This is a genomic window from Humidesulfovibrio sp., assembly GCF_031082295.1.
Taxonomy (GTDB): Bacteria; Desulfobacterota; Desulfovibrionia; order Desulfovibrionales; family Desulfovibrionaceae; genus Humidesulfovibrio.
Window position 1 is genome coordinate 1 of record NZ_JAVHLD010000033.1, and the last position, 21,305, is coordinate 21,305.

The 21,305-nt window shown below is 64.8% G+C and carries 16 protein-coding genes; 5 read left to right on the forward strand and 11 right to left on the reverse strand.

Translation table 11 applies throughout. The features are described 5' to 3' along the window. Window positions 1-52 precede the first annotated feature (52 nt). The gene (locus tag RDU24_RS13465) at window positions 53-1,138 is read right to left on the reverse strand and encodes a type I restriction endonuclease (RefSeq protein WP_308736291.1); all 1,086 of its coding nucleotides are present in this window, start codon (window positions 1,136-1,138) and stop codon (window positions 53-55) included. 164 nt (window positions 1,139-1,302) lie between these two features. Then, on the reverse strand, window positions 1,303-2,655 hold the full coding sequence (locus RDU24_RS13470) for a BPL-N domain-containing protein (RefSeq protein WP_308736292.1): 1,353 nt from the start codon (window positions 2,653-2,655) through the stop codon (window positions 1,303-1,305). 127 nt (window positions 2,656-2,782) lie between these two features. Here RDU24_RS13470 and RDU24_RS13475 point away from each other — a divergent pair, with 127 nt between their 5' ends. The 4 genes from RDU24_RS13475 (at window position 2,783) to RDU24_RS13490 (ending at window position 9,007) form a co-directional block, all read left to right on the forward strand. Then, entirely contained in the window at window positions 2,783-5,485 is a 2,703-nt protein-coding gene (locus tag RDU24_RS13475) for a valine--tRNA ligase (RefSeq protein WP_308736293.1), read from the forward strand. Window positions 5,486-5,491: 6 nt separating this feature from the next. Further along, window positions 5,492-6,346 carry a GNAT family N-acetyltransferase gene (locus RDU24_RS13480; RefSeq protein ID WP_308736294.1) on the forward strand — a complete coding sequence of 285 codons (855 nt, stop codon included), beginning with the start codon at window positions 5,492-5,494 and terminating at the stop codon, window positions 6,344-6,346. Between the two features lie 3 nt (window positions 6,347-6,349). Further along, window positions 6,350-7,855: a uroporphyrinogen-III C-methyltransferase gene (cobA, locus tag RDU24_RS13485; protein ID WP_308736295.1), complete on the forward strand. Its 1,506-nt coding sequence runs from the start codon at window positions 6,350-6,352 to the stop codon at window positions 7,853-7,855. A 186-nt stretch (window positions 7,856-8,041) separates the two neighbouring features. Further along, window positions 8,042-9,007 carry a class I SAM-dependent methyltransferase gene (locus RDU24_RS13490; RefSeq protein ID WP_308736296.1) on the forward strand — a complete coding sequence of 322 codons (966 nt, stop codon included), beginning with the start codon at window positions 8,042-8,044 and terminating at the stop codon, window positions 9,005-9,007. Between the two features lie 765 nt (window positions 9,008-9,772). Here the strand turns inward: RDU24_RS13490 and RDU24_RS13495 are convergent. The 5 genes from RDU24_RS13495 to RDU24_RS13515 all read right to left on the reverse strand — a co-directional run bounded on the left by RDU24_RS13495 (window position 9,773) and on the right by RDU24_RS13515 (window position 14,698). Beyond that, window positions 9,773-11,122, reverse strand: a complete 1,350-nt coding sequence (locus tag RDU24_RS13495) for an HD-GYP domain-containing protein (protein WP_308736297.1) — start codon at window positions 11,120-11,122, stop codon at window positions 9,773-9,775. Window positions 11,123-11,136: 14 nt separating this feature from the next. Then, window positions 11,137-11,538: a bacteriohemerythrin gene (locus RDU24_RS13500; protein WP_308736298.1), complete on the reverse strand. Its 402-nt coding sequence runs from the start codon at window positions 11,536-11,538 to the stop codon at window positions 11,137-11,139. 249 nt (window positions 11,539-11,787) lie between these two features. Next, the gene (groL, locus tag RDU24_RS13505; protein WP_308736299.1) at window positions 11,788-13,383 is read right to left on the reverse strand and encodes a chaperonin GroEL; all 1,596 of its coding nucleotides are present in this window, start codon (window positions 13,381-13,383) and stop codon (window positions 11,788-11,790) included. A 57-nt stretch (window positions 13,384-13,440) separates the two neighbouring features. Further along, window positions 13,441-13,716 carry a co-chaperone GroES gene (locus RDU24_RS13510; protein WP_308736300.1) on the reverse strand — a complete coding sequence of 92 codons (276 nt, stop codon included), beginning with the start codon at window positions 13,714-13,716 and terminating at the stop codon, window positions 13,441-13,443. A gap of 304 nt (window positions 13,717-14,020) precedes the next feature. Further along, the gene (locus RDU24_RS13515; protein ID WP_308736301.1) at window positions 14,021-14,698 is read right to left on the reverse strand and encodes a response regulator transcription factor; all 678 of its coding nucleotides are present in this window, start codon (window positions 14,696-14,698) and stop codon (window positions 14,021-14,023) included. 291 nt (window positions 14,699-14,989) lie between these two features. On the opposite strand from RDU24_RS13515, the gene RDU24_RS13520 reads away from it, so the two are divergent. Continuing rightward, complete coding sequence (locus tag RDU24_RS13520) at window positions 14,990-15,463, forward strand: thermonuclease family protein (RefSeq protein WP_308736302.1); 474 nt, start codon at window positions 14,990-14,992, stop codon at window positions 15,461-15,463. A gap of 177 nt (window positions 15,464-15,640) precedes the next feature. Here the strand turns inward: RDU24_RS13520 and RDU24_RS13525 are convergent, their stop codons facing one another. From RDU24_RS13525 to RDU24_RS13540, 4 genes are all read right to left on the reverse strand, one after another. Then, the gene (locus tag RDU24_RS13525; protein WP_308736303.1) at window positions 15,641-16,306 is read right to left on the reverse strand and encodes a hypothetical protein; all 666 of its coding nucleotides are present in this window, start codon (window positions 16,304-16,306) and stop codon (window positions 15,641-15,643) included. 86 nt (window positions 16,307-16,392) lie between these two features. Continuing rightward, on the reverse strand, window positions 16,393-17,655 hold the full coding sequence (gene qmoC, locus RDU24_RS13530) for a quinone-interacting membrane-bound oxidoreductase complex subunit QmoC (protein WP_308736304.1): 1,263 nt from the start codon (window positions 17,653-17,655) through the stop codon (window positions 16,393-16,395). A 13-nt stretch (window positions 17,656-17,668) separates the two neighbouring features. Continuing rightward, the gene (locus RDU24_RS13535) at window positions 17,669-19,930 is read right to left on the reverse strand and encodes a hydrogenase iron-sulfur subunit (protein WP_308736305.1); all 2,262 of its coding nucleotides are present in this window, start codon (window positions 19,928-19,930) and stop codon (window positions 17,669-17,671) included. 3 nt (window positions 19,931-19,933) lie between these two features. Beyond that, window positions 19,934-21,181: a CoB--CoM heterodisulfide reductase iron-sulfur subunit A family protein gene (locus RDU24_RS13540; RefSeq protein WP_308736306.1), complete on the reverse strand. Its 1,248-nt coding sequence runs from the start codon at window positions 21,179-21,181 to the stop codon at window positions 19,934-19,936. Window positions 21,182-21,305 lie beyond the last annotated feature (124 nt).

The window sequence follows — 21,305 nt, forward strand, 5'->3', positions numbered from 1 at the left end:
TGAAGCCCCCGCGCCAGAGATGGTGCGGGGGCTTTTGATTGTCCTGCCGCGCTTAAGCTTCTGCGCTATCGTAAGAAAGGACGGTTGCTTTCAAACGTTCTGCATGAGTGTAGATGTCGTCAACAGACGCAAGAGGAATGCGTTCTTCGCTTTTGTCCGCTTTGAACATGCCAAGATACTTCTGTTTCCCATTGAAGTGCAGGCGGCAAATTGGTTTGCGATTGTTGTCATCCAACAGAACGCCGCAATAGCTTTGGGTGTCTCGCATGGCGATCCGTTTCGGGTCGACGGTACGGCGCAAGAGCGATTTGACCAGGTGGAAGGCTTCATGTTCATCTTCTGTCGTCACCACTTTCGGTTCGGCGGGAACCTCCTGAGCCTCCATTTCCATCTTGCCTTCCGCATGCTCTGCTACGGGCTGCGAGTCGATCATTGCCGACTTGAGGCGATCATTGATCTGATCGTTGATGAATTGTTGGAAGGCGCGTTTTGTCAGTCCGGTGAACATTTCGCGGACCTTTGCTGTCAGTGTGCCGTCGTAGACTTTGCTCGCAAGCAACTTGACCAGCTCGTCGCTAGGGGCTTGAAGCTCCTCAGCCAACACTGTCTTGAGCGCACGCGTGTACTTGAGTTCTGCTGCTGCTGAGAGGGTTGCCGCCATATCCCAATTGGCTTTGGAGAGCTTGAGCAATTCGGGAATGAGAACCTTGTCCGGGTTCAGGAGATCAAACTCCATGAAGGGGCGCTGGTCCATGACGTTCGGTTTATCAAGATCCGTGAAAAAGAGGTATTGAGTGCCATTTGTCAGGATTCCGATTCGGGCTGTTGTCAGCGTGTGGAAGTAGCGGAACAGTTGGCTGCACTTCCCGGCGTTGAGCGTTGTGCCGCAGCACTTGCATTCGATGAGCATAACGGGCTGGCCGTCGCGGAGAATGGCGAAGTCGACTTTCTCTCCTTTCTTGATGCCAACGTCCGCCGTGAATTCAGGCACCACCTCGGCAGGATTGAAAACGTCGTAACCCAAGAGATGCAGAAAGGGCATAATGAAGGCGCTTTTCGTCGCTTCCTCGGTCTGAACGAGAGCTTTGGATTGCCGTACTTTGTCTGTCAGTTCCTGAAGCCGTGCCGGGAATTCCATAAAGCCTCCTATGGCCTTGGCTTGAACGCAAGTTGTTAACGATATCGCTTGTTACAATACGCATCGTAATTTCGCAACCCCAGGCAAGAAAAAGGCCCAGCGTTGCCGCCGGGCCAGTGTTGGGTCAGTCTATGTGCCGTAGCAATATGCATTGAGCCGGGTGGCTATTCAGCCCCCCACAGCCGCGCGCACAACTCCTCCAGCATCCGCAGCAGCTCACCACACAGGCCGCCCAGGGCCGGGGCGGTGCCGAAGAGCGCCCGGCGCGTCTCGCGCAGGCTGTAGGTGAAGGCCTGGTCGGAGTCCGTGGCGCGAACGGTCATGTCCAGCCGCTCGGCCAGCAGCAGGCCGGACAGCCCGGAGCAGAACAGCTCGGAGAGCCGCGCGAACTCCGCGCCGTGTTCGGTCCAGTAGGCCAGGGCGGAGGCGGTGGGCGCGGCGGCCAGCGCCTCGCACACCAGGGCGTACACGCTGTTGATGCCCGGCCCCGGCAGCCCGCGCCGCCAGCCCAGCAGCCACGGGTTGCGCCAGAACAGCAGCAGGTGGCTCTCGCCCAGCGCGATGACGCGCTCCAGCGCCGCCTTGGCCGCGAGCAGGCCCGGGTCTGGCCACAGGCACTTGTCGAGCCCGATGTTCCAGGGCGCGATGGCGCTCCCGTTAGAATTGGCGTCCGGCTTTGCGTCAGGGTCGGCGCCCGCGAGCTCGCGCAGGAGATGCGTGAACCAGGCGTTGGCCTGGGGCGAGTCCGGCGTCTCCAGGTGCGGGTAGGACAAAACGTAGCGGCCCGCACCAAAGCTCCCCGCGATGACCGCCGGGCGGCTCGTGAGGAAGTCCGGGTGGATCTGCACGCCGTAGAGGTTCTCCCAGTCGCTCAGGGTCTCCTCCGGCAACAGCGCCAGGTTCAGGTCCGCCACCCAGAAGTCCGCGCCCAGCCCGGCGTAGCGCGCCAGCACGCGCACGTCGTCCTTTTGCCCCTTGGGCGGCGGCGCGAACTGCGCGGGCCACCAGACCGGGGCCAGGATTTCCCCCCCGCCGCCAGCGCCGGACACGCCGGGCGGGCAGAGGGGGTCGCCGGTGTCGAGGCCCAGGCGCACATGGCCGGAGAGGAAATGTTGCAGCCGTCCGGCAAAGCCCATGCGCCCCCAGGGGCACAGCCCGAGCGAGTCGCCCGGCCGCGCGCCGGAGAGGGCCAGGCCCGCCCCGCCGCAGAAGCCCAGGTACGAGCCGCCAGCGGCCACGAAGTCGCGGATGGCCTGCATGCCCTGCGGGCCCAGGCGCTCGGCCCGGCCCCGCGCCCAGCCGCCGGGGACAATCAGAAGATCGGGGCCGCCGGAGGGGTCGGCCAGGGCGCCGCCGCCCATGAACAGGCAGGGGGCCGTGGGCTTGCCAGCGAGCGCTCCCTCGGCTATGTCATGTGCGCGTAAAATCACGTGGGGCTGCTTCAGCGCGCGCAAAGCCCGCAGCACAAGCACCCCCCACAGGTGCGATTCATCCCACAAGACGAAAACGCGCGCCATGTTCCGCTCCCCCCAAGGTTTCCGGGCACCCTAGCCGCGCCCGGCCCTTCTTGGCAAGCGGGGCATTGATCAATCCGCATGACGCAATCTGCATCGCGCGCGCGAGCGAATGAAGGAGCCAGCCCACATGTCCGAGCCGAAGACAGACGCCACATTGCCGAAAGGCTACGAGCCCGCCGACGTGGAAGCCCGCTGGGGCAAGCACTGGGAGGACAACAAGACCTTCTCCCCGGACCCCCAGGACGTCCTTTCCGGCGGCAAGGAGCCCTATTCCATCGTCATCCCGCCGCCCAACGTCACGGGCGCGCTGCACATGGGCCACGCGCTGAACCTGACCCTGCAGGACATCCTCTGCCGCTTCATGCGCCAGCAGGGCAAAAGCGTGCTCTGGGTGCCGGGAACCGACCACGCGGGCATCGCCACGCAGAACGTGGTCGAGCGCCAGCTCAAGAAAGAGGGCAAGAAGCGCGACGACCTGGGCCGCGAGAAGTTCATCGAACGCGTGTGGGACTGGAAGAAGGAATACGGCGACCGCATCCTGAACCAGATCCGCCGCATGGGCGCCTCCGTCGACTGGACGAGCGAGCGCTTCACCCTGGACGAGGGGCTCTCGAAGGCCGTGCGCGAGGTCTTCGTGCGCCTGTTTAACGAGGGGCTCATCTACAAGGGCAACTACATCGTCAACTGGTGCAACCGCTGCCACACGGCCCTGGCCGACGACGAAGTGGAGCACGCCCCCAAGAAGGGCAAGCTCTACCAGATCAAGTACCCGCTGGCGGACGGTTCCGGCGAGCTCATCGTGGCCACCACCAGGCCCGAGACCATGCTGGGCGACGTGGCCGTGGCCGTGCACCCGGAGGACCCCCGCTACACCCACGCCATCGGCAAGATGGTCACCCTGCCGCTCGTCGGCACGCAGATTCCGGTCATCGCCGACGCCTACGTGGACATGGAGTTCGGCACCGGAGCCCTCAAGATCACCCCGGCGCACGACATGAACGACTGGGCGCTGGCCCGCACGCACAACCTGCCCGTCATCGCCGTCATCGACGACAAGGGCGACATGAACGAGAACGCCCCCGAGGCCTATCGCGGCCTGGGCAAGAACGCCTGCCGCGACAAGGTCGTGGAGGACCTGACCGCCCTGGGCCTGCTGGTCAGCATCAATGACCACGACCACAGCGTGGGCGAGTGCTACCGCTGCAAGTCCGTCATCGAGCCCCACGTGAGCGAGCAGTGGTTCGTGAAGGTGGCGCCGCTGGCCAAGGCCGCGCGCGAGGCCGTGCCCGCGCAGACGCAAATCTTCCCGGCCCAGTGGGAGAAGACCTACTACGAGTGGCTGGACAACATCCGCGACTGGTGCATCTCCCGCCAGATCTGGTGGGGCCACCGCATCCCGGCGTGGACCTGCCAGGCCTGCGGCGAGCTCATCGTCCAGACCGACGACCCGACGAGTTGTTCCAAGTGCGGCGGCGCGCTGACCCAGGAGGAGGACGTGCTGGACACCTGGTTCAGCTCGGCCCTGTGGCCCTTCTCCACCCTGGGCTGGCCCGCGGACACGGACAAGCTGGGGGCCTACTACCCGACGAGCGTGCTCGTCACCGGCTTCGACATTTTGTTCTTCTGGGTGGCGCGCATGATGATGATGGGCATCCACTTCAAGGAGCAGGTGCCGTTCAACCACGTGTACATCCACGCCCTGGTGCGCGACGAGCAGGGCAAGAAGATGAGCAAGTCCACGGGCAACGTCATCGACCCGCTGGAGATGATCGGCAAGTACGGCACCGACTCCCTGCGCTTCACCCTGACGGCCTTCGCCGCCATGGGCCGCGACATCAAGCTCTCGGAGAAGCGTATCGAGGGCTACCGCCACTTCGTGAACAAGATCTGGAACTCGGCCCGCTTCGCGCTCATGAACATGCCCGAGGACGGCGGCGCGCCAAAGGCCGACCTTTCCGACGCCAAGGGCCTGGCCAACGCGTGGATTCTGCACCGGCTTGAGGAAGTGAAGGACGAGGTGGAGGCGGCGACCCTGGAGTACCGCTTCAACGACATCGCCCAGGGCCTGTACAAGTTCATCTGGAACGAGTTCTGCGACTGGTACGTGGAGATGGCCAAGGGCGACCTCTACGGCGAGGACGCCGCCGCCAAGGACGCCACGCGCAAGGTGCTTTTGACCGTGCTCTCCGAGACCATGGTGCTGCTGCATCCGGTCATGCCCTTCGTGACCCAGGAGATCTGGAGCGTGCTGCCGGGTATTCAGGACAAGGAGCTCGCGCTTCAGCCCTATCCGCAGCGGCGGCCCGCCTTCAAGAATCCGCAGGCCGCGCGCGACATGGCCTTCTTCCAGGGCGTGGTGGGCGCTGTGCGCACCATCCGCACGGAGCTCACCATCGACCCGGCCAAGAAGCTCCCGCTCATCATCGATACCGGCACAGAGCAGGGGGGCGACAACGCCCTGGCCGTGCTCACCGCCAATGTGCACCTGATCAAGTCCCTCGCCCGCATCGAGACTGCGGACATCGGCCCGGGCCTGACCGGTCCGCGCGCCAGCGGCACGGCCGTGGTGGAGGGGTCGCGCATCTTCGTGCCCTTGAAGGGCATCGTGGACTTCGGGCAGGAGCTGGCCCGCCTGGACAAGGAACTCGGCAAGCTGGACAAGCAGTTGGCCGCGCTCAAGGGCAAGCTCTCGGCCCCCGGCTTCGCCAACCATGCCCCGGCGGAGATCGTGGCCGCGGAGAACGAGAAGCTCGCGGGGCTGGTGGACGCCCGCGCCAAGATGGCCGAGCTGCAGGACCGCCTCAAGAGCGCCCTGGCCGAGGAGGCGTAAGCCCCCATGATCAACACCGTCGTCATCCGCCCCTGCACGCCAGGGGACGAGCCGCTCATGTCCGAGATCGTCTGCGACGCGGCGCAGGCGTATAAGGGCAAAATCCCGGCCGACCGCTGGCACGAGCCCTACATGCCGCTTGAGGAGCTGCGCGCGGAGATCGCCGCCGGGGTGCGCTTCTGGGGGGCGGAGGTCGGCGGCACGCTGGTCGGCATCATGGGCATCCAGGACGTGGACAACGCGGCGGGCGACGTGACGCTCATCCGCCACGCCTACGTGCGCACCACGCAGCGCGGGCTGGGCATCGGCGGCAGGCTGCTCAAGCACCTCAAGGGCCTGTCCCGGCGGCCCATGCTCATGGGCACCTGGGCGGCGGCCACCTGGGCCATCGGCTTCTACCGCAAGCACGGCTTCGCCTTGACCTCGCTGACGGAAAAGGAAAAGCTGCTGCGCACCTACTGGAACATCCCGGCCCGGCAGGTGGAGACCAGCGTGGTCCTGGCCGACGCGCGCGCCCTGGGCATGCTGCGGGAGACGGTGAGCGCGGCGGGCGAGTTCGCCCGGATAGCCGAGCTGTGGACCCCGCGCCTGGCGGGGGAGCTCAACGGCCAGCTTGTCAAGTTCGTGCGCCTCAAGGGCGAGTTCGAGTGGCACACGCACACGGACGAGGACGAGATGTTCTGGGTGCTGGAAGGCTCCCTGACCATAGCCATGCGCGACCGGAGCGTCGTCATCGGCCCCAACGAGTTTTTCATCGTTCCGCGCGGAGTGGAGCACAAGCCCCTGTGCGCGGAGGAATGCCGCATCATGCTGTTTGAACCCGCGGCCACCAAACAATACGGCGACCAGCCCGGAGCATAAGCCATGTCCACAGTCTACCTCATCGGCGCAGGCCCCGGCGATCCCGGCCTGCTCACCATCAAGGCCAAGCACCTCATCGAGACCTGCGACGTGGTGGTCTACGACTATCTCGCCAACGCGGAGTTCTTGAAATACGCCCGCAAGGACGCGGAGATCATCTACGTGGGCAAGAAGGGCGGCGACCACACCCTGCCCCAGGACCAGATCAACCAGCTCATCATCGACAAGGCCAAGGCGGGCAAGTCCGTGGCGCGCCTGAAGGGCGGCGACCCGTACGTGTTCGGGCGCGGCGGCGAGGAAGCCGAGGAACTGGTGGCCGAGGGCATCGCCTTCGAGGTCGTGCCCGGCGTGACGGCGGGCGTGGCCGCCCCGGCCTATGCGGGCATCCCGGTCACCCACCGCGACTTCACGACGAGCGTGTGCTTCATCACCGGGCACGAGGACCCCACCAAGGAAGAATCGGGCCACAACTGGGAGGTCTACGCCAAGAGCAACAGCACCCTGGTGTTCTACATGGGCGTGAAGAACCTGCCCATGATCGCGGGCAACCTCATGGCCGGGGGCCGCAGCAAGGACACCCCTGTCGCCCTCGTCCGCTGGGGCACGCGCTGCAACCAGGAGTCCATGGTCTCGACGCTTGAGAACGTGGCCGCCGAGGCCGAGAAGCGCAAGTTCGCCGCGCCCAGCATCATCATCGTTGGCGGCGTGTGCTCCCTGTCCGACAAGCTCAGCTGGTTCGAGAAGAAGCCGCTGCTGGGCAAGGGCGTGGTGGTCACCCGCGCGCGGGAGCAGGCCAGCGACCTGGCCGACGTGCTGCGCCACATGGGCGCCTGCGTGTTCGAATTTCCCACCATCACCGTGGAGCCCCTGGACGACTACGACGAGGTGGAGCAGGCCATCCTGGCCCTGGGCGCCGTGGACTGGCTCGTCTTCACCTCGGTCAACGGCGTGAAGCATTTCTGGACGCAGTTGAACGAGATCGGCCTGGATTCGCGCGCCCTGGGCGGCATCAGCGTGGCGGCCATCGGCCCGGCCACGGCGGACGAGCTGAAGCTGCGCGGCGTGACCCCGGACTTCGTGCCGCCGAAGTATGTGGCCGAGGAGGTCGTCGCCGGGCTGCTTGCGCAGGGCATCGCGGGCAAGAACGTGCTGATTCCCCGCGCCAAGGTCGCGCGCGAGGTGCTGCCCGAGGAGCTGGCCAAGGCCGGGGCCAACGTTCGCGTGCTGCCGGTGTACGAGACCAGGCTCACCCAGGCCGACGCCACGGAGATCACCGAGGCGCTGGCCAAGGGCAATATCCAGGCGCTCACCTTCACCAGCTCCAGCACCGTGGAGAACTTCTTCACGCTGCTTAGCCCCGACACACTGCGCGCGTACCCGGATGTGAAGATCGCCTGCATCGGGCCGGTGACGGCCAAGACGCTCTCGCGCTTCGGCTTCACCCCGCACATCCAGCCCGAGGACTACACCATCCCCGGCCTGGCCGCGGCCCTGGGCGCGAAGCTGTAAGAGAAGATGCCCCCGGGCGGCCAAGGGGCGTTGTCCCTGGGGTCCGCGAACGGGCCTGAGGCCCCTTGGAGCCCCCAGTACGCGAAGGGCTTGCTCCGACGTGCGCGGCAGCCCCTCGCCAAGTTGAGGCGAGCCGTGAGCGCATCGGCAGCGATGGAATGATTCTCAAAAGGGAGGCGCCTGCGCATGAATGGTCAAGACAGCTCACACCGGCATGGCTGGCTGGTCGGCGTCATCGGAATGGTCGCCGGGTTGGCGATACTGTTTCACATGCCCTCAATCAAGGGCGTGGCCGGGGTAGCCGCCCTTGTCGTGGCGGTCCATGTCGTTGGCGCGCTGGTCTTCTTCGGATCCCTCCGCAACCTTGTGGCGAGGCCCTTGGACAGGCTCTGTGCGCGTCTAAAGCCCGAAGGACGAGCCGCAGAGCGTTCCGGGTTGGACTTTGGCTGGGCGCGAGGATGGATGAACGGCCTCTGGATCGCCGCCCTCGCAGCCGGATTGATGGCCGTGGTCGTCCAGATGACGGCGCCCGGATGGTGGCCGGTTTCCTTTCTTTTTTTGCTCGTGGCGGTCAACCTGTTGGCAGGAAACGCCCTGGTGCGGTCAATCAAGCGGCTTGATCACGTCGTCTTGCCGATGGTTTCTCTTCTGGCCGACAGGCAGGACACGGTTCTCGACGCGGGTTGCGGTGCCGGACGGACGACCGTGGCACTGGCCAAGGCGAACCAGCATGTCCGGATCGTTGCGCTCGACCGCTTCGACGCGGCCTACATCAAGGACGGGGGCAGGGCGCTGTTGGTGCGCAACCTGCAAACAGTCGGGATTTCCGGCCGGGTCAGGGTCGAAAAGGGCGACATCACCGAGCTGCCCTTCCCGGACGGGGCGTTCGACTGCATCGTCAGCGCCCACGCCGTGGACCACCTCGGCTCCAGCAAGGAGCGGGGCCTGTTGGAGCTGCGCCGGGTCTTGAAGTCCGGGGGGCGTTTCCTGCTGATCGTGTGGGTGCCTGGCTGGGCCATGTTCGCCCTGGCCAATGTGCTGTCCTTCTTTTTGACCTCCAAGGAGTCATGGAGGAGAATGGTCCGGCGCTCTGGGTTTTCCATAGTCGATGAGGGCGCGCACAACGGGGCGTGGTTCATGCTCCTGGAATAGCGGGCTGGCCCCCGCCGTGCCTGGCGGACATGCGTAAGCAACGGCCGCAGCCCGGAGGCCTTGGCGCTGGCGTCCTCCGCCGCAGCCGGTCTTCCAGAAATCGGCCCGGCTGCGCGTCCTGCCGGCTCGTGGTGTTACGGTAACGCGGAACCGCCCCGCTTGAGTTGGGGGTGGGCGCGGGCGTCCTGCGTGCGCTCGGCGTTGGCGTGCCGGGGCAGGGCAACGGCCACCCCAGCAGCAAGGACAGGGGGAAATACACGCCCATGGAGATGACGCCGAGCGCGAAGCCGTCGATGCAGCCCGCCCAGAACCGAGGCCAAAAGGTCATGTAGCGGTTCATGCGACCCTCAGTTGAGGCGTGTTGTTGAATGCCGGGCCACACACAGGCCGGTGCGCACTGTCTAGCGCGATCAGGGTAGTCCGTTCAACCCGTCTATATTTTTTTTGTGATTGTCGCGCAGATGCCGGGCGTCCTTGGCCCTGCGTCTGCCTGCGCACTGGCGGGCGGTCTTGCCCCTGTCTCGGCTGCAGCCCGAATGGATGCGCCGGGGCTACGGCCTGCCAGCCGCCAGCCGCGCCCGCACGCGCTCCAGGTTCTGTTGGGCTACATAATAGTCCGGCACCAGGGCCAAGGCCTTGGCGTAGTGTAGCTCCGCCCCGCGCACCGCAAAACAAAGCCCCCGGTTGCAGACGCCGGGGGCTTTTTGCTTGGGCCGGAGGGGGCTTGGGGGGACTACTTCGCCCCTGCCAGGGCTCGCAGGCTGGTCAGTCCTTCAGGTCGCACATGTTTGTCTTCGGCGTGCCGAAGATGGCTCCCGTGACCTGGCGAACGAGGTCGTGGATGCCCTTGCGCTGGACCTCGGCGCGCAGGTCGTTCAGCTCGCGCTCGCTCAGGCTGAGGAACACATCCACCACCCTGGGGTCGAAGTGCGTGCCGCTGCCCTGGCGGATGATCTCCCGGGACTGCTTGAAGGTGAACGGCTCCTTGTAGGGCCGCTTGCTCATGAGGGCGTCGAACACGTCCACCAGGGCGAAGATGCGCGCCGTGAGGGGGATGTTCTCCCCGGCAAGGCCCGTGGCATAGCCCGTGCCGTCCCAGCGCTCATGGTGGTAGTGAACCACGTCCGCGCCCAGGCACAAGAATTCCACGCCCTCCACAATGTCCCGGCCCTTGGTCACATGGGTCTCCATGATCGCGCGTTCCGCCGCGTTCAGCGGGCCGGGCTTGAGCAGGATGGCGTCGGGCACGCCGATCTTGCCCACGTCGTGCAGGTACGCGCCGATGACCAACCGCGCCATGTCGTCGGTGGACAGGCCCATCTGGTGTCCAATAAGCACCGCCATGGCCACCACCTGCTCGGAATGCTCCTGGGTCTCGGTGTCGCGCATTTCCAGGGCGTTGACCATGCTGCGGATGGAGTCGAGCGATGTCTTGACCAGGGAGGAGTAAGCCTGCTGCAACTGGACCCCGGAGTGCACCAGCTTGAGCGAGGCCAGCTTGAACTGGCCGTAGAAGAAGACGTGCAGCAGCAGGGGCAGCAGCAGCGCTCCCAGGGCGTAGATGAGATTCTGCGTGTTCAGGATGCCCAGCGGCGGCACCTTGCGGTAGAGCTCCACCGCGCCAACGATGCGCCCGCCCGAGATCACCGGAACATACATCTCAAGCAGCGTGCCGTACTCGCGCAGGTTGTGGTTCTCCAGCTTGTCGGCCTCGTCTATCTCCGTGCTGGGCTGGCCGGTGGTCAGGGTCTCCAGCAGTTCGTGGTCGTCTGGAAAGCGCTTGCCGACGACCAGCGGGTCGGCGAAGGAGTAAACCACCCTGGCGCTGCGGTCCCAGATGCGGAACTCCACGAGGTTGCTGTAGTCCATGAAGATGTTGATGCGCTCGATGAGCGGATCGTTTTTCCGGGCGAGCATGTCGCGCAGGTCGAAATCGAGCTCCTTGGCCAGGAACTTGCGCGCGATGGCCAGGGAGTCCTGCTTGTATTCGGCGATGGCCTGGGCGTGGCGCAACAGGGGCAGAGCGACGGCCAGCAGGGCCGCGAAGCAGAGGGTCAGCCAAAAGCTGCGCCGGAAGAAGGAGCGCAGAAGCTCCGGGGCGTCAAAGTGCCGCATCGGGTGCCTCGCCCTCAGCGCAGGTAATCTTGCAGGAACCGGCCCATCTGCACGTCCACGCCGAGGATGTGTTCGCCCAGCCATTTCTTGACGAAGTTGAGCAGGTCCGCGGGATTGGCCCTGCCCGCGGCGCAGTCTTCCTCAAACGCCAGGACGGTGTCGCTGTAGGACTGGTGTTCCTTCAGGTGCGCCTCGAACTCCGGGTAGCCGAAGGCCTGCATGTAGCCCTCCTCGATGTGGAAGTGCTCCGCTGCATAGGCCTTGAGGTTGGTGACCATCTCCGGGGCGGGGCAGTGCCACCCAGCGGATTCCACTGCGTCATGCAGGCCGTTGACCATGTCCACAAGCTGTTTGTGCTGGTCGTCGATGGTCTTGATGCCCACCAGCAGGGAGTCGTTCCATTCAAAGTACGGCATGCCGCTGCTCCTTGGCTGAGATTCGTCCACGAATCATCTCTACCATATCTGTAGCTGGCGGCAAGGGCTGAAACGAAAAGGGCTCCGGTCCCCTCCCTAGACGACCGGAGCCCATCGCCGCTTTGGTGGGCGGCTTTGTTGCCGAATGTATCGGTGCTTTGGCCAGGGACTTTAGGCTTGGCCTCAGGGCAACGAAAAAGGCCGGACATTTCTGCCCGGCCTTGATCGTTCAAGCAAGAAAGGATCAGACTACTTCTTGTCGTCCTTGTCTTCGGCCTTGTCGGCCACGGCGCATTCGGTGGTCAAGAGCAGGCTGGCCACGGAGGCGGCGTTCTGTAGGGCCACGCGGGCGACCTTCTTGGGGTCGATGACGCCGGCGGCGTAGAGGTCTTCAAACACGCCGGTGCCGGCGTTGAAGCCGAACGCGCCCTTGCCGGCGCGGACCTTCTCCACCACCACGGAGCCTTCGAAGCCCGCGTTGGAGGAGATCATGCGCATGGGCTCCTCGATGGAGCGGCGGATGACCAGCACGCCGGCGGCCTCGTCGTCGTCCAGGGTCTTCAGGGTGTCGAGCACCTTGGAGGCGCGCACGAAAGCGGTGCCGCCGCCGGGGATGATGCCTTCCTCGACAGCCGCGCGGGTGGCGTTCAGGGCGTCCTCGACACGGGCCTTCTTCTCTTTCATCTCCACTTCGGTGGCCGCGCCGACCTTGATGACGGCGACGCCGCCCACGATCTTGGCCAGGCGCTCCTGGAGCTTTTCCTTGTCGTAGCTCGACGTGGTGAGGGAAATCTCGCCCTCGATCTGCTTGATGCGGGCCTTGATGTCTTCCTTCTTGCCGGCGCCGTCGACGATGGTGGTCTTTTCCTTGTCCACGGTGATGCGCTTGGCGCTGCCGAGGGAGTCGGCGCGGACCTTGTCGAGGGTCAGGCCGATGTCATCGGACACGACCTGGCCGCCGGTCAGCACGGCGATGTCCTGCAGCATGGCCTTGCGGCGGTCGCCGAAGCCCGGAGCCTTGACCGCGCAGATCTTGAGGGTGCCGCGCAGCTTGTTGACCACCAGGGTGGCCAGGGCCTCGCCGTCCACGTCCTCGGCGATGATCATGAGCGGGCGGCTCATCTTCACCACCTGCTCGAGCACGGGCAGCAGGTCCTTCATGTTGCTGATCTTCTTCTCGGAGATGAGCAGCAGCGCGTCGTCGAACTCGCAGGTCATCTTGTCGGAATTGGTGGTGAAGTAGGGGGAGAGGTAGCCGCGGTCGAACTGCATGCCCTCGACCACGTCGAGCACGGTCTCCATGCTCTTGGCTTCCTCGACGGTGATGACGCCCTCTTTGCCGACCTTGCTCATGGCCTCGGCCAGGATGTCGCCGATGGTCTGGTCGTTGTTGGCGCTGATGGTGCCGATCTGGGCGATTTCCTTGCGGTCCTTGGTGAACTTGGCGATTTTGCCGAGCTCGGCCACGACGGCCTCGACGGCCTTGTCGATGCCGCGCTTGACGCTCATGGGGTTGCGGCCGGCGGCAACGAGCTTCAGGCCTTCGCCGAAGATGACCTGGGCCAGCACGGTGGCGGTGGTGGTGCCGTCACCGGCCACGTCGTTGGTCTTGGAAGCGACTTCCTTGACCATCTGGGCGCCCATGTTCTCGAACTTGTCCTCGAGGTCGATCTCCTTGGCCACGGTGACGCCGTCCTTGGTGATGGTCGGGGCGCCCCAGGACTTCTGGATGACGACGTTGCGGCCCTTGGGGCCGAGGGTGACTTTCACGGCGTCGGCGAGCTTGTCGACACCGATTTTCAGGCCCGCGCGGGCGGTTTCGTCAAAGCGGATGGTCTTGGCCATGTCAGGTGCTCTCCTGTTTTGAAAGATTCGGCGGCGTGCGCCGGAGTATTATTGAGGCTATTTCTCGATGACGGCCAGGATTTCGTCCTGGCGCATGATGGAGCATTCCTCGCCGTCCATCTTGAACTCGGTGCCGGCGTACTTGGCGAAAAGCACAACGTCGCCCTTTTTCACCTGCATCTTGACCTTCTCGGTGCCGGGACCGGCGGCGATGACGGTGCCGCGCATGGGGCGCTCCTTGGCGCTGTCGGGGATGATGATGCCGCCGGCGGTTTTCTCTTCCTCGGGCAGGCGCTTGATGATGACGCGGTCGTGCAATGGCTTAAGCTTCATTATGATTCCTCCTGAACAGATTGTGTGCTTTTGGTTCTGCCGGGCCTCGGTGGTCGCGCAGGGATGCCCTGCGTTGAGGCGTTTGGTTGCGGCGTTGGAAAGATAAGCAGGGGCGAGGGGATGTCAACGCCTGACGGGCAAGTTTTTTGCCGTGGCAGGGGTGAACATGCGCGGCCGCATGGGGGCGGGAGCGGGGCGAACGCAAGCGGGGGTTTGGGAAGTCGCGGCAGGAGAGGCGTCAGGGCCTCGCAAAACACGCCGGGGCTGGCGAACGAGCGCCGCCAGCCCCGGCGCGAGCAATCGTCTAGTCGACCCGCTCGGCCTCGCCGCCGTGGGTCTTCACGAACTCGCGCACCTGATGCAGGTTGTGCAGGCCGAGCTTTTTCATGAAGTTGGCGCGATGCTTCTCCACCGTGCGGGTGGAAAGGAACAGCTTCTCGGCGATTTCCTTGTTCTTCATGCCGCCGATCACCATCTCAAGGATGTGCTTTTCGCGCGCGGTAAGCTGCTCCAGCGGGGTGGGCTTGGGCGCGCGGCTGCCGCGCAAATACCCGTTGATGAGGGTGGCCGAGACCTCGGGGCTGACGTAGGCCTCGCCACGGCAGACCGCGCGGATGGCTGAGAGCAGGTCCTCGGCGCTGGCGGCCTTGACTACGTAGCCGTCCACGCCGGAGTCCAGGGCGGCGTGCAAGTATTCCTCGGCGCGGTGCGCGGTCAGGGCGATGATGCGCGCATCGGGGAAGTCGCGGCGGATGGAGCGCACCGCCACCATGCCGTCCAGGCCGGGCATGGACAGGTCCATGAGGACGACGTCGGGCCTGTGCTCGCCATACAGCCGCATGGCCTCGCGTCCGTCCTGGGCCTCGCCCACCACGACGCAGTCCCCCTGGGTCTCCAGGTAGGCCTTGAGGCTCTGTCTGAGCAGGGCGTGATCCTCAGCCAGAAGAACCCGCAGTTTTGTGCCCGAAGTGCTGTCGCTCATGTATGCATCCCCATGTGTTCTCGCTGCAGCGAAAGCCGTTGCGCGCGTATTGAGTTACGCAAACTTTACGCATTGAGCAGTACGCAGTCAAGTGTCCGCAGCGTATTTCTTGCGTAGTAAAATCGTAGGGATGCACTTGCTAGGGGGAAGGGGTAGGGCGTGCCCAACTGTCATATTGACCCAGTGCAAAGAATGCGTCAAAATAGCTATATGCGTAAAATAATACTTGTATTGCTATTGGCCTTGACGCTTGCGCACCCCGCATTGGCCTGGGAGACGACCGCGAAAGCCGTGCGTGACGGCGACTCCATCGATGTGATGAACGCCGATGGGGTGCAGGTGAGCATCCGCCTCTACGGCGTCGATGCGCCTGAACACAAGCAGGCCTATGGCTACCAGGCCAAGAACCGGCTGAAGCAGCTTGTTACAGGCAAGATCATACGCATCGAGAACATGGACACGGACCGCTACGGTCGCACAGTGGCCTTGGTGCGCCTCGTGGACGGCACGCTGATCAACGAGGAAATGGCGCGCTCCGGGCTGGCCTGGGTGTACGATGAGTATTGCAAGGAGCCCGACCTGTGCGCGGATTTGCGCCAGGCCCAGGCCCAAGCCAGAAGCGTCGGTCGCGGTCTCTGGGCCGGGTCCGACCCCATCTCGCCCTGGGAATGGCGCAAGCGCAACAAAACGGAGGAATGGTACGAAAAGCCCCTCCGAGCCGTGAAGACCCTCGCCCGCAAGGTCCGGGTGGCCATCCATCGCTGAGAGCAACGGCACTTTATGGATGTCGAGGGCTGGCCGTGTGGCTTGCGTCGTCGCAGGGTGATTGCGCAACGAGGTGTTCGTAGTATTTGATGGCGCGGTGCGCCGTGCCCGCCAGCGCAATGAAAAAGCCCCCGGCCGCATACGCAGCCGGGGGCTTTGCTTGATGAAGTGGGCTGACTACCAGTTGGCGTCGGCAAAGGGGTTGCTGCCCAGGCCGAAGTCGGCTTCGGGCTCGCCACCCACGGCGGGGGCGCCGGAGGCGTCGCCGCCAGCGGCACCGGCGTCAGCGGCGGCGCCGCCACCGGCCACGCCGGCAACGACCACGCCCTGGGCCTTGACCTTGGCAACTTCTTCCATGAGCTGCTCAAGCTTCTTGATGTGCTCGTCCATCTTGGAAGCGGTGACGGACAGCTTCACGTCGCCCTTGGCGGCCTGATCCTCGAAGTCCTTCAGCTTGCCCTTGGCGCCGGCGAGGTCGGCGGCGATGGCGGCCTTCTCGGCGGTGAGCTTGGCAACCTGGTCGTTGAGGGCTGCGTTCTGGGCGCGCAGGTCGGCCATCATGGCCAGGATGCCCTGGGCCTGGGCCTGGGCGGCCTCGGGCAGGGCCTTCACGGCCACTTTCTCGCCAAGACCGGCGACTTCGCCGGAGGTGGCCTTGGTCAGCTGGGGCTCCTGCTCGTAGATCCAGGCCTTGGACAGAGCCGCGGCGATGGGCGCGAACTCGGCGTCAACCTGGCTCTGGGTCAGGAAGGAGAGCATGTCAAGAAGGCCGCTGTCAGCCGCGTCGCCGCCCTTGAGGCAGGTGACGAAGGTATGCATGGGGAACACTTTCGCTTCAGCCATGGGATTCCTCCTTATGGTCGGGAAAACCTTTCAGTGTTGTTCAAACCAGTGTCCGCTGCGCGGACCCCACTCACTCTTGCCAGGGCTTAAATCTCGCCCATGGGCAGGCGACCGATCTTGCGGGCGTAGGCCAGCGCCACGGTGCGGTAGACCACGTGCCCAAGCTTGGACCAGGGCAGGTAGGCCAGCATCATGAACACGAAGATCAGGTGCAGGTAGTAGGTGGGGTAGGCCAGCATCTTCTGCCCGATGAGGCGGAAGATTTCGGAACCGATGCCCGTCAGCGCGATGCCCCAGATCACGGTCAGCAGGTACCAGTCGTACCAGTTGCTCGTGCTCTTGGCGGAATCCAGGGCGGTGCGGCGGCTGGTCAGCTTCATCAGACCGTAGACCAGGGCCACGGCGCCGGCGTTGGCCAGCAGCTTGACCGGGCTCCACAGCGGCATGGGGGTGTGTCCGGCCCAGGCGATAAGCCCGGCCAGGCCGCCCTCAAGGCCCAGGATGTGCTGCAGGAAGAAGGCCCCGAACCAATGGCCCACGGCCACCACGCTGGTGACGACCATGAGCGCGATGAAGGCGTAGAAGACGAAGAGGTGCCCGGTGAAGCGCTGCACGTCCTTCTCTTCCTTGCCGCAGTTCTGGAAGCGGCTGTGCTGGGCCACCTCGACCTTCAGGGTGTCGATGAGGCAGCTCAGGAAGCTGGGCTCCTTGCCGCGGCCGACGATGTAGGTCTTGGGCAGGGTCTCGAAGCCTTTGAGCATGTTGGCGATGCCACCGGCAAAGGCCAGGGCCATGAACACAAAGACCGCACCGAAGATGGGGTCGATGGTGTAGTCGCCGGGGAACAGGCCGCCGTAGATGATGGCGCCCTCGGCCGCGACCTTCAGCCCATGTCCGTCGGTGACGAACAGGGGGAAGGCCGTGCCCAGCTTGCCGGCCATGATGGACCAGATCAAGCCGTAGATGACGGCCGGGATGAGCATGAGCAGGGGGAAGCCCGCAGCGGAGCTCATCCACTTGCCGATGATGCTCGGCTTGGCGAGGTTGCGGTAGGCCATGTTGCGCAGGGCCGAGAGCAGGTCGCCGGGTTTAGCGCCGCGGGGGCACAGGTCAGAGCAGGTGCCGCAGTTGTGGCACAGCCAGATGTCGATGTCGTTGACGAGCCTGTCCTTGAGGCCCCACTGCGCCCAGACCATCTCCTTGCGGGGATAGGGTCCGTCGGGCGGGGACAGGGGGCAGACAACACTGCAGGTGGCGCACTGATAGCACTTTTTGAGCGACTCTCCGCCCACCTGCTGCAGTTCCTGAACGAATTTCAGGTCCGGTTGAACCCTGACGGTGTTCGACATGGTTCCAAACCTCCTAGTAGCCCTTGAACGGGTTGGGCCCGAACTTGGTGATGACTTCGGTCATGAAGCGTTCGATGATCGCCGGCACCTTGTCGTACTCGTCGATGGACACCTCGTACTGTTCCACGCGCTCGGCCTCGACACCAAGGCGTCCCAGGGACTCCGCGATGTTGGTCTTGCGGCGGCTGCACAGCTCCGAGCCCTTGACGAAGTGGCACTGGTAATCCGGGCCGTACTTGCAGCCCAGCATGATCACGCCGTCCACGCCCTTGCTGATGGCGTCGGCCACCCAGATGGCATTGACGGAGCCAAGGCAGCGCACGGGCACGAAGCGCACATACGGGCTCCAGCTCTTGCCGCGGAAGGCGGCCATGTCCAGCGCCGGGTAGGCGTCGTTCTCGCAGGCCAGCACGATGACGCGCGGGCCGCCGGCGACCATGTCGTCAGGAACGTAGACTTCCTTGATCATGGAGCCGATCTGGTCGATGTTGTAGTTGTCGAAGCTGATGACGCGCTCGGGGCAGGCGCCCATGCAGGTGCCGCAGCGGCGGCAACGCGTCGGGTTGGGCTTCGGCGTTCCCTTCTCGTCGTCGTCGAGAGCGCCGAACGGGCATTCCTCGGTGCAGCGCTTGCACTGGGTGCAACGCTGGAAGTTGAACACCGGGTAGCTCACGTCGCCGGAACGCGGGTGCACGGCCACGCCGCGGTTGGCGCTGCCGATGCACTGCACGGCCTTCAGGACGGCGCCCGCGGCGTCTTCCTTGGCGTTTGCCAGCGTCATGGGCTGACGCACGCAGCCAGCGGCGTAAACGCCGGTGCGGCGAGTCTCGTAGGGGAAGCAGATGTAGTTGGAGTCCACGAAGCCGTCGAACAGCTCAAGCTCGGGGAAGCCCGGGCCCTGGCGGTAGCTCAGGTTCATGGTGGCGTCGTGCGCGGTGACGGGCACGATGGCCGTGGGCAGGACGACCAGGTCGGCCTTGATCTCGACATCGGCGCCGAGCAGGGTGTCCTTGGCCGCCACGATGACGCCGCCGTCGGCATCCTCGCTCACCTTGGTGATGGTGGCCTTGGAGAGCATGACGCCAGCGTCGTCCTGGGCGGCCTTGTAGTAGCGCTCGTTGATGCCCGGGACCATCATGTGGTCGTAGAGCACGAAGGCCACGGCGTCGCCCAGCTTCTCGCGCACGTACCCGGCCTGCTTCAGGGCCACCAGGCTGGTGAGCTCGGAGCTGTAGGCCAGGTGCTTGGCGTTTTCCTTGTCGGGGTAGGCCGGGGCTTCCTCGGCCTCGGCAGCCGGAGCGGCCTCGCCTTCGACGGCCTCTTCCTCGGCCGGGACGGCCTTGGTGCACAGGCTCACGTCGGTCAGGAAGGCCACGCTAGCGGGGGCCTTGCCATCGGACGGGCGGGCGATGCTGCCGGCCTTGGCCATGGCCTCGAACTCGGCGGCGGTGACGACGTTCTTGATGCTGCCGTAGCCCATGGGGGCCAGGAAGCCCGTGTCGCCGGGAACCCAGCCGGTGGCCAGGACGATGGCGCCGATCTCGAGCTTCTGCTCGCCGCCGGCGCTCACGGTGACGTTGTACTGGCCGGGCGCGCCCTCGACGGACTTGAGCTCGGCGCTGGTCATCACCTTGATCTTGGCGTTGCTGGTCACTTCCGCGATGAGCTTCTCCACGCCCGTGTCCTCAGCCTTGAGGTAGGGGTGGCTCATGGGGAAGGTCTTGTACATGGTCGCAGCCTTGCCGCCCAGGGTGGCGGCCTTCTCGACCAGGACCACGTCGCGGCCGAGCTTGGCGGCCTCAAGCGCTGCGTTCAGGCCGGTGAAGCCGCCGCCCAGCACCATGATGGTCTTGAAGGTCTCGGGCACTTCCGGGGCGGGGATGCGGCTCTTGGAGAGCTTCATCACGCCCATCTTGATGTAGTCCTTGGCCATGAGCGGAAGCAGGCCGGGGACTTTCTCGTCCTCGCGGAAGCTCCACACGCACTGCTCGCGCAGGTTCACGCGCTCGACCTGGACAGCCTGGCCGAACTTGAAGATGTCCCACTTGACGCGGGGCGAGCAGGCGCAGACGACGACGCCGTCCAGGCCGTTGGCCGCGATGTCGGCCTCGATCTCGGCCACGGCTTCGGGGCTGCAGAGCACGGGGTTCTGCTTCACGACCGGGCAGTTGCCCGCGAGTTTACCTTTGGTGACGGCTTCCATCAGCGGCGCCATTTCGAGCGCCTTGCCGATGTCGCATCCGGAACAGATGTATACTCCAAGCTTTTCAGCCATTGGCTACCTCCCCACCACGTTTTGAATGGCTTTCAGGGCAGCGCCGGTGCCGGTCTGGGCGGTCTTCATCACGTCCAGGGGCAGCTTGGCGCATCCTGCGGCGAACACGCCCTTCTCGGCGCCGCCGATGATGAAGCCGTCATCATCAACAGGAAGCTCCACGGGCAGCTTGGAGCCCGCGCAGCTCGGCTGCATGCCGGTGGCCAGAACCACCATGTCGAAGCGCTCCTCGCCCTTGATGCCGGTGACGGCGTCTTCGACGGTGAGGATCGGGCTCTTGCACTCGCACTCGACGATCTTGGCGACCTTGCCCTTGACCAGGGTGAGCTTGTCGTCGGCCGCGACCTTCTGCATGAAGTTGTCGTAGCGGCCGGGGGTGCGCAGGTCGATGTAGTAGACCACGACCTGGGCCTCGGGCAGCTTCTCGCGGATGTAGGTGACATGCTTCAGGGAAGCCATGCAGCAGATGTACGAGCAGTAGTTCAGGTGGTTCTCGTCGCGGGAACCGGCGCACTGCACGAAGGCGATGCGCTTGGGAGCCTTGCCGTCGCTGGGACGCTCGATCTTGCCGTTCGTGGGGCCGTTCGGAGCGGCCAGGCGCTCGAACTGCATGTTGGAGACCACGTTGGCCAGCTTGCCGCCGCCCAGGTTGTCCAGCTTGGCCATGTCGTAGGGCTTCCAGCCGGTCGCCCAGACGATGGAGCCGACGGAGAGATCAAAGGTCTTCTCGGCGTCGGCGGTCTCGATGGCGTTGTAGGGGCAGGCGTCCTTGATCTTGTCCAGCTCGCCGGGGGCGCAGGCGGCCGCGTCGACCACGTAGCGCTGCGGGAAGGCGAACAGGTGCGTGGAGTAGGCCACCTTGCGCTCGGCCAGGCCGAACTCGAACTCGCTCTTCACGGTGGTGGTGGCGGCCTTTTCGCACTCGCCGCACATGGTGCAGTTGGCGTTGACAAAGCGAGGGCGCTCTTTGATTTTGACATCAAAAGCGCCCGGACCGCCAGTCACGCTGACGACTTCACTCATGGTGAAGAATTTGACCTTGGGGTTGTTCTTGATGCGCTGGAACTGGATTTCCAGGCCGCAAGAAGGCGGGCAGAGCTTCGGGAAATATTGGTTGAGCTGCGCCACCCGTCCGCCGAGATACGGATTGGTCTCGACGATGTAGACCTCGTGGCCGACTTCGGCGGCCTCGAGGGCGGCGGTGATCCCGGCGAATCCCCCGCCTACGACGAGAATACTGTTGTTCGACATTCGCTGTCCTCCCTCTGTAAGTGTGCCAGGCAGGCCATTGACTCGCCTGGGCCGAACGGCATGCGCCACGGCGTGGGATTTTCCCTTGCCCGCTTGGGCATGACTTCGGGGATGGCCCCGGCTT